We start from the raw sequence: 7,727 nt of genomic DNA on the forward strand, positions 1-7,727 counted from the left end.
GTGTACCGATGGAACCCTGAGCAAGTCCCATTCTGTCACTCAGACAGGGCATTTCGTCTATCCCTCATCCCCCGGACAGGTACAAATCGGTGGATCGAGGCTAAATCGTCGATGCCCCCGACAGTGATCGCGTCCTCGAGTGGGCCAGCCCAGTACCTGTATTCGGGGACCTGAAAACGGCACGCATCGCCACCGTCGGCATCAATCCCAGTAATCGCGAGTTCGTCGACCGCAGTGGGGAGGAACTGGTCGGTCGCGCCCGTCGCCTCACCACGTTGACGTCATTAGGTCTGCCGGACTGGACACACGCCACCGACACCCACCTCACCGACATCCTCTTATCTGGGGTGACCATCTTCTGTACGTCGACTCTTTTCCGAAGGCGGACCAAGATCGAATCGTGAGAGTTGGTTTTAAGGTGCACGCGATCAATTTCGGCGACAGACACGATGCACCGAGAGGTAAGTACCTCTGGTGGGTATCGAAAGAAACGTTCGATAGGGCGGTTCGTGAGGGTGTGGCCAAAGGCTATCTACCTGCGTCGGCCCGCAAAAGTATCGACGAAGCGGAGATGTATAAAGGCCTCTCCAAGAGTGCTGGGACACTAGGTTTGTTAGACGGTCTCTACCGCGTCGCGCAGGATTATGCTGCGAGCCCCCAACATGCGGCTGAGACACAGTACGCGAAAGATCTCGTGGATCTTGGCCATATTTGGCGCCGGTGGCACAGAGACAACACGTAAGCCAGTAGCTGGCCATAGCAGAAATCGGGGGTGGCTGAGAGGCTCAGTGGGAGGTTCGGTTGATCACGCCGGTCACGGAATATATCGCCAAATCTGAGGATCGGCAGATGCAGGTCGACAATGTGTCGGAGGCCTAGTTGGTGACCGACCTTTGCGGAGAGTCTGAAGGATCTCGCGAGGGCGACCGCGGAACTGGTTCTTTGGAAGTCTCTGACGGACCGCGGTGCTCGTGGTGGCTGCTGGGACGATCACCGAGATGCCCGGGCGGGCACGGCGCTGGGGCAGATCCCGGTGTTGTTGCTGCAGGATGCCCGCGAGAGGATGCCAGAGTTCGGCGGTCGGGGCCCCACAGGGGCGCCGACACAAGAACCGCCAGAGCCAGCAGGACTGTGATCGCATAGTCGAGCCTGGTCACTAACGGTCGCGCATGACCTCGACCGTCTGCCCTTTTCCGGCGCAACGGCGCAAACGAGACTTGATTTCGATTCCGACCGCAAGCCTTGTTGCTGGATTCAGCCCCGTGCGTCGACGGTGAAGCAACCCATCCGCGGGCTCGACACACGAACCTCCACCGCGCTCAACAATGGCCTTACACCTGCGAGAAGGTCACGCGTGCACTAACGGAACCACCGGGTCACAGACGGACGCAACCGCGCCCGTTGCGCGCGCTGTCTCGCACGGCCGCCGAGCGGCGCTCGGTGCGTCGTGGAACCGGACCGTGATGCGCTGCGTCTAAACATCATGACGCCCACACCAGGTAGGTAGATACCGAGTAGGCACGTGCATCGAGGTATTGCCACGATGACCGACCCACATCGCGAGTACGCCGAGGACATCCCGGGACTCGACCTTTACCCGCGAGCAGTCGAGGCGTGGCTGGACACGCAACGAGCGTTCTGGCGTCAGATCCGCGGGGACGACCCGCCACAACAGCCCGCAGGGTCGACACTCTGAACCACGGAGGGCGCGTGCCAGGGACGAAGTCGGCGCTCCGCCCTCCGGGGCCCAACGAACGGGCGCTCTGCTCGCGGAACCGGATCAACTGTCAGCCGGTCGACGACGTGCGTCGGAATGCGCTCCTCTTGCGGTCAGATGCGACGATCTGGTCGAGCAGCCCGGGAAAGGCCTTCTCGAGATCCTCGCGTCTGAGTCGGGTCATGCGACCGTTTCCCACGTCACGCTGCCAGACCAGACCGGCGGTCCGCAGGACCTTGAAGTGATGCGTGCGGGTCGACTGCGCCCATGGCATCCCGAAGACGCTGCAGAATTGCTCAGTGTCCTCTGGCTGTTCTGCGAGCTGGACGATGACACTGCGGCGATTCTCGTCGGCCAGCGCGTGCAGGATCTTCGACAGGTCGAACTCTTCGAGGTCCGGGTGTCCGTCTTGATCGGCCATGGCGGTTGCGTTCCTTTCGCGGCGGGTGCGGTCAACAAGCTCCGTCTCTGATGTTACCTACGAGAACCACGGTTGGTTGCATCCTTGGCGACCTATCCGGTGGTCGCCACGGGCAGATGCAGCGGCCGGTGGACGAGAACGCCCGTGTCCCACTCGATGGTCTCGGGCGCTGCGGTGAGGCGCAGGTGTGGCAGGCGGGAGGTTAATACGGTCATTGCTTCGATGATCTCCATACGCGCCAGGGCCGATCCCATGCAGTGGTGCATGCCGTAGCCGAACTGAAGGTGCCTCTTGCCTGATCGGGCCGTGTCGATGATCCATGGATCTGGGAAGACGTCGGGGTCGCGGTTGGCTTCGTGGGCGTCGGCGTAAACGACTTCGCCCTGGCGGAGAGTTCCACCGGACACGGTGAGGTCTCTGGATGCGATTCGGGGGAAGGTGGAGATCCGGCCGAGGGGCAGCAGTCGAAGAAGTTCTTCGACGACATCGGGGATGGCAGCAGGCTGCTGGGCCATGAGGTCCCAGAGCCGGTGTTCGGAAAGTGAGGTGTAGGCGATTTTGGACAGAACCGACAGTACGTTCTGGTCGCCTCCGACGAGGGAGCCCAGCAGTGTCGCTGCGTATTCGGCGTCTGTGACTGGCGGGGTGACGGTGTCGCGGGCTGTGAGGAGGTCCTTGATGAGGCCGCCTTCCAGGTGGCGTCGGCCGGCGACGAGGTCTTCGATGTAGTGGTAGAGCTCCCAGAAGTCTTCGAGCAGTTGGGGCACGTCGGTGTCGTGGGCGAGTTGCATCTGTCGGGACAGGTGCCGGAAGGCCGGGATGTCGGCGCGGGGTATGCCGAGGTAGTCGGCGTTGACTGTGATTGTGAGCGGGTCGAGCACTGCGGTCACGAGGTCTGCGTCGGCGCGTTGGTCGAGTGCGCGGACGAGATCGTCGACGAGTGACAGGGTGTGGCGGCGGACTGCGGGCGCCAGAGCGGTCATGGCGTTGGCGCTGTATGCCGCGGCGACGAACCGTTTGAGCCTGCCGTGGTCGGGATGGTCGAGGTTGAGGAGCATGTCCTCGGGCATGATCGTCGGCAGGAAGCTCGGTCCGTCGTCGACGTTGGTCGCACTGCGTATGAACGAGGTGTCGGTCAGTACTCGGTGAACGTCGCCGTACCTGGTCAGGTGTACCGCGGTGTGTCCGGTCGGGAGTGTGATCTGCGGCAGCCCTCCAGACGATCGAGTCGGTTGGGCGGTGATCATGGCCGGTGGTGCGATGTTGGCGATGTTTCGAATGTCGAATCGAATCTGGCTGGGGCTGGTGGGCGCGGACATCATGACTCCTGTGTGGTTCTAGCGTTCTTGCCTCGGACGAGCAGGATCGCGATGGTCAGGGCGACGATCAGGCCGATCAGGGCGTAGACGGTGGTCTCGAAGGCGCTGCGGTAGACCTCGGGATGGCCGGGCTGCCCGGCGGCGGTGTCTTCGGCGGCCGTACCGCTGAGCTGGCGGCCTACGAAGGTGGACAGGGCGAAGGCGTAGCCGGCGACGAAGACTGCTTCGCTGCCGATGCGGAAGAAGTTGAGCAGGCCGGCGGCGGTGCCGGTGCGTTCGGCTGGGACGACGGCCAGGGCGTGGCCGTCGATGAGTCCGATGGGCAGGCCGAAGCCGAGGCCGAGCAGGACCATCGGGACGAGCACCCAGCCGACTGAGCGGGTCTCGGACAGCAGAAGGACGCCGATGTTGCCTAGGATGAGTGCCGCGAGACTGGCGTAGACGACGGTTCCCACGTTGACCGATCGTGAGGAGTTGACGAGTTTGGCGACTGCGGTCGGGGCGATGAGCACCGGAATGGTCATCGCGAGCATGGTAAGGCCGGCGGTTCCCGGGCTCATGGACTTGATCCCGCTCAGGGCTGAGGGCAGGTAGGTCAAGAGTGTGACGAAGCCGATGGAGCCGGCGACGGGGACCAGGCACATGGCGAGGAACTCGCGGTTGCGCAGCAACGACAGGTCCAGGATCGGGGTGCGTTGAGCACTTCGGTCGGTCTGTTTGGTCGTTTCGGCGGCCAGCGCCGAGTCGGGCAGTACCCGGGAGCCGGCGGCGGCCAGGGCTAGGACGGCGGCCTGCACGAGGAATACGCCACGCCATCCGACGCCGGCGACAAGGATCCCTGAGATCGTGGGCCCGAGCGCCAGGCCGAGGCCGTTGATGGTGCCGAAGAGTGCGAACGCCTGCGTTCTGGCGGCCCCTTCGAACACGTTGGAGAGCATGGAACTCGCGCCGGTGAGAATTGCGGCTGCGCCGATCCCTGCCAGGATCCGCGCGGCGTCGAGAACTGCGAGCGAGGGCGCGACGGCACTGAGGATGCTGCCGACTGAGAATAGGGCCGCCCCCAGAGTGAATGCGCGGCGATATCCGATCCGGTCGCTGAGTGTGCCCCAGGCGAGCACGCCGACGGCGAAAGCCACGTTGAAGCCGTTCACGACCCACTGCAAGGCGGTGGGCTGGGCTCCGAGGTCACCGGAGATCTTCGGCAGTGCGATCGCGGTGCCGGCGATCGCCATCGGTGTGACGAACTGGGCGATGAGGATGATCGGCAACGTCAACCGGCTCGGTTCGGGCGTTTTCAGCCCTGCGGGTGCGTTCTCGGTAGCAGTCACATGCATCTCACTTTCTCCGTAGGTTCGATGTATATAGTAGCTATCATGGTTGTAGATACTGCGCAACAATCCGGCATGCGATCCGCTACGTCGAACGTCGACGTCGTGATCGTCGGTGGCGGTCCAGTCGGGATGCTGTTGGCCGCCGAGCTCGCCCAACGTGACGTGGAGGTACTACTCCTCGAGCCCCGCACGGAGGTCGATGAACGTCCGCGGGCGGGCACCGTTCACGCCCGATCGCTTTCACAGTTGGCTCGCCGGGACTACATTCCGTCGCTCGAACCGGCTGAGATCGAGCGGGTGGCGGGTCAGGTGCGCAGGGCTGCGTTTCAGTTCGCGGGCGTGTCCGGTCTGACGCTCACCGCACCTGCCGTCGAGCCGGGTCCGCTGGCGGGCATCGGCCAGGCGACCCTCGAGGCCGCTTTCGAACAACGAGCGCGTGACCTCGGCGCCGACATCCGGCGCGGTGCCAGCGCCCGGATGATCTCGACCTGTGCCGCCGGGGTCCGCGTCGACCTGTCGCCGACCGCCGGCAGCGGGTGCGAAGCAAGCGTGGAGGCGCGCTTCTGTGTCGGCGCGGACGGCGGACGCAGTCTCGTGGCCTCCTCCGGAGACTTCCCGGCAGTCGAAGTCGCCGCGACGATGAGCGCGATCTCCGGTCTTGCCCGCTCGGGAACCGACGGTCCACCCCCCGGGTGGAATCCCACGACGCTGGGCTGGACGATGCACAATCCGAATCCGACGGGAAGGGGCCGGGTGATCGGCATGGACTTCCGCGGCCCTTCGACGCAGCGGTCGACCCCGTCGACGACGGAATACCTCGCCACCATGACGGCGGTCCTGGGCAAGGAGCCCGACCTTTCGTCGATCTCCCATCTGACCAGATTCAGCGACTACGGCCGCTACCGGTCGACGATGAGGAACGGGCGCCTGATGGTGATCGGCGACGCTGCGCACATCCACTACCCGCTCGGCGGCCAGGGTCTCAATACCGGCATGCAGGACGCGTTCACGCTCGGCTGGCGACTGGCCGAGGTCGTGCAGGGCAAGGCGACGACCAGCACACTCGACCGCTGGTCGCGTGATCGGGTGGCCGTTGCGGCCGTGGTCGTGGGCAACACCGTGCTCCAATCACGAATGATGAACCCCGAAATGACCGATCTGCGTGACGCGGTCCAGGCGATGCTGACCGTCCCGTCCATCCACGACGGTTTCGCGGAAATGATCTCTGGACAGTTCCAGCCGGGCTTCGTCGAAGACGTGGCGATCACCGACCATCACACTGCGACGACAACGACGCTGGCGCGACTGTTGCATTCGGGCCGAAGCGTCGAACTGCGCACCGACGAGACAGCGCCACGGCTGGGTCTCGACGACGGTGACCGGATCTCGATGACCGGTCAGATCGTCCCGACCCCGCCGTGGCGCTCAGCGCTCATCGGCCCCGACGGCTACCTACGCGCAAGCAGTCTCCAGTAGCGCTCGAACGTCGGCGATCGCCTGATCGGCACTGAGGTACTGGACAGCCTCCCAGCCACAGCTTCGCGCCGCGTCGCAGTTCTCGGCCAGGTCGTCGACCAGGATGCAATCGGACGCCCGGACCTGGTTGCGGTTCGCGGCGAGGGCGAACAGCTCAGGGTCGGGCTTTCGGATCCCGACCCGGCAGGAGTCGACCAGGTCGGTGACGACGTCGTCCATTCCGATCATCTCGCGCCAGTACGGCTCCCACTCGACGACGTTGTTGCTGAGCACCCCGACATCGAACCCTGCGCCAGCGAGTTCGAGCGCGAAGTCTTTGACCTGCTTGTTGACCTTGTGTCCGTCGAACCATTGTCGCCCGAAATCCAGGACGCTCCGGGTCAAGTCGATGCCCGGATGCTCTCGAGCGATCACCGCATGCAGCTTGCTCACCCACGTCCGCTCGTCGACCACAGCGAGTTCGATGGGCGCCAGGGGCGGCATCGCGTACTCCTCTCCCACGACGTCCATCGCCTGCTTGAGGACGTTCGCAGGGATTCCGGTGCGCTCTGCGTAGGCCTCGAATAGGACCTGAAGCGGCGGTGACAACACGCCCCCGAAGTCGAACCAGACGAACGGCCTTTCCCGACTCACTGGACCATCGTCCAGATGTCGACCGGCATCACACGAAGATGGACTCGACCGGACGCGATAGCTTTGTCGCCTTGTGTGATCCGGATGACGGCGATGACCGCGCCGTCCTCCTTGGGATCCGGCTCGGCAACTGCCCGCGCGATCGTCTCCAGCTCGAACTCGCCGAAATCCTCAAATGCGATCTCCAACTGATGCATAACCATCCTGTTGGTATCGAGGCCCAGCGAAGCGTTCGCTGCCGCCATCGCGATCTGGCGCGCGGCCTCGAACTGCAGCATGCCGGGCACATGGTCGAGAGCGTGGTCGAACAGCGACGGATGGTTGGTGTCGATGACTGTGAGCGCGCTGATCTCGCCGTGCGCATCGTGTACCGGATTCGCCAGGATCGCGTTGCGCGGGTTGTGTCGTCCCACAGCCCCCGGACGCATCCTTGCCACCGGCACCAGATCGGGAATGCCGTGAGCGTCGGGCAATCCGAGACTGTTGCGGCCGCGGTGCCGGATGCGAGCCCACACCTCGGCGGGCATCCACTGGTAGGCCATCGTCTCACGTGCGGCGGCGCGGCCCTCGATGTAGGCCGTCATCTCCAACGTGAGTCCGACGACCGCCTCGCCACGCATCTTCTCGGCGACCACCTCCGCACTCACGGTGCAGTGGCCGGGGCACGAGCCGATCCGCAGAGTGTCCTGCTCGAGGATTTCGAACTCCGCAGACCCGAAGACGAACTGGCAGGTCCCCGATAACCGGTCCAGGCAGTTCTAGAGCCAGTTCCTACTTGCAGTCGATCAGTCGATCTCGCAGCCCACGGGGTGATGTTGGTGGGTGCATCC

7 protein-coding genes are annotated in these 7,727 nt (G+C 64.3%); 2 read left to right on the top strand and 5 right to left on the bottom strand.

Going from position 1 to position 7,727, the window contains the following annotated elements:
• The first annotated feature begins 1,543 nt into the window (after positions 1–1,543).
• Positions 1,544–1,696 (top strand): hypothetical protein, encoded by a 153-nt coding sequence (locus IEW22_RS19345; protein ID WP_188588942.1) that lies wholly within the window; start codon positions 1,544–1,546, stop codon positions 1,694–1,696.
• Positions 1,697–1,787: 91 nt separating this feature from the next.
• On the opposite strand, the gene IEW22_RS19350 is transcribed toward IEW22_RS19345, so the two are convergent.
• The 3 genes from IEW22_RS19350 to IEW22_RS19360 form a co-directional block, all read right to left on the bottom strand.
• On the bottom strand, positions 1,788–2,138 hold the full coding sequence (locus IEW22_RS19350; RefSeq protein WP_188588944.1) for an ArsR/SmtB family transcription factor: 351 nt from the start codon (positions 2,136–2,138) through the stop codon (positions 1,788–1,790).
• Between the two features lie 92 nt (positions 2,139–2,230).
• Complete coding sequence (locus tag IEW22_RS19355) at positions 2,231–3,457, bottom strand: cytochrome P450 (RefSeq protein WP_229742921.1); 1,227 nt, start codon at positions 3,455–3,457, stop codon at positions 2,231–2,233.
• Positions 3,457–4,791, bottom strand: coding sequence for an MFS transporter (locus tag IEW22_RS19360; RefSeq protein ID WP_188588946.1), 1,335 nt, complete (start codon positions 4,789–4,791; stop codon positions 3,457–3,459). Before IEW22_RS19360 ends, IEW22_RS19355 begins: the two co-directional genes overlap by 1 nt.
• A 39-nt stretch (positions 4,792–4,830) precedes the next feature.
• Between IEW22_RS19360 and IEW22_RS19365 the strand changes: the two genes are divergently transcribed.
• Positions 4,831–6,264: an FAD-dependent monooxygenase gene (locus tag IEW22_RS19365; RefSeq protein WP_188588948.1), complete on the top strand. Its 1,434-nt coding sequence runs from the start codon at positions 4,831–4,833 to the stop codon at positions 6,262–6,264.
• Here IEW22_RS19365 and IEW22_RS19370 read toward each other — a convergent pair.
• Together IEW22_RS19370 and IEW22_RS19375 are read right to left on the bottom strand one after the other, a co-directional pair.
• On the bottom strand, positions 6,241–6,897 hold the full coding sequence (locus tag IEW22_RS19370; protein WP_229742922.1) for an HAD-IA family hydrolase: 657 nt from the start codon (positions 6,895–6,897) through the stop codon (positions 6,241–6,243). The genes IEW22_RS19365 and IEW22_RS19370 overlap by 24 nt on opposite strands.
• A complete protein-coding gene (locus IEW22_RS19375) occupies positions 6,894–7,544 on the bottom strand; it encodes an AfsA-related hotdog domain-containing protein (protein ID WP_229742923.1) in 651 nt (216 codons plus the stop codon). The genes IEW22_RS19370 and IEW22_RS19375 overlap by 4 nt, the downstream gene beginning before the upstream one ends.
• Positions 7,545–7,727 lie beyond the last annotated feature (183 nt).

Source organism: Gordonia jinhuaensis (assembly GCF_014639795.1).
GTDB classification, from domain to species: Bacteria; Actinomycetota; Actinomycetes; order Mycobacteriales; family Mycobacteriaceae; genus Gordonia_B; species Gordonia_B jinhuaensis.

Coding starts and splice junctions, on each gene's coding strand:
- IEW22_RS19345 (WP_188588942.1), top strand. CDS start 1,544: ATGACCGACCCACATCGCGAGTACGCCGAGGACATCCCGGGACTCGAC.
- IEW22_RS19350 (WP_188588944.1), bottom strand. CDS start 2,138: ATGGCCGATCAAGACGGACACCCGGACCTCGAAGAGTTCGACCTGTCG.
- IEW22_RS19355 (WP_229742921.1), bottom strand. CDS start 3,457: ATGTCCGCGCCCACCAGCCCCAGCCAGATTCGATTCGACATTCGAAAC.
- IEW22_RS19360 (WP_188588946.1), bottom strand. CDS start 4,791: ATGCATGTGACTGCTACCGAGAACGCACCCGCAGGGCTGAAAACGCCC.
- IEW22_RS19365 (WP_188588948.1), top strand. CDS start 4,831: ATGGTTGTAGATACTGCGCAACAATCCGGCATGCGATCCGCTACGTCG.